Raw genomic sequence first — 509 nt, 5'->3', positions numbered from 1 at the left:
ATATCAGAATTTTTGAAAAGCAAAGCGTCTGTTTCAGCCGGAGAACGAGGTTATAGTTATATGTGCGACTGGGTTGCGATGAATTCCAACAAATTCCGAGCTGACAATGAAAATTCGGATGTATACGGTGTTATTCTTGACAATTGGGCGTACATAAACGGAGCGGTTTTCCGCAAAGCCGTCAAGGATGCAGGATTTGACGACAGGGCGTTGCTTTCGTGGCTTAAAACTAACGGATTGATTTTGACAAGAGGGCGCAGATTTACCCGTGGTAAACGTATTAACGGCGTTAATGTGGAATGCGTTGTAATGAAACTTCCGGTGGGTGAAGACGAAATAAATATTGAAGATTATGAAGACCTATTATAATGTGGCACTGTTTGTGGCATTGTCTGTGGCAAAAGTGTCTATCAAGAAACGGCGTATTTACGAGGTTTGCGGGGCGTGTGGCACTGTGGCACATTTTCCCCCTATATATAAGATATATATTAAAATATATTATAATTTCC

The 509-nt window shown here is 41.3% G+C and carries 1 protein-coding gene; it reads left to right on the top strand.

All coding sequences use genetic code 11. From position 1 onward, the window contains the following. A partial coding sequence (locus tag OCV67_RS13515) for a hypothetical protein (RefSeq protein WP_394802715.1) occupies positions 1-369 on the top strand: 369 nt, incomplete at its 5' end. Between the last annotated feature and the right edge of the window lie 140 nt (positions 370-509).

The organism is Porcipelethomonas ammoniilytica (assembly GCF_025567485.1).
Lineage (GTDB): Bacteria > Bacillota > Clostridia > Oscillospirales > Ruminococcaceae > Porcipelethomonas > Porcipelethomonas ammoniilytica.
The sequence above is the reverse complement of the archived record's forward strand: the minus strand, read 5'-3'. Positions and strand labels throughout refer to the sequence as shown.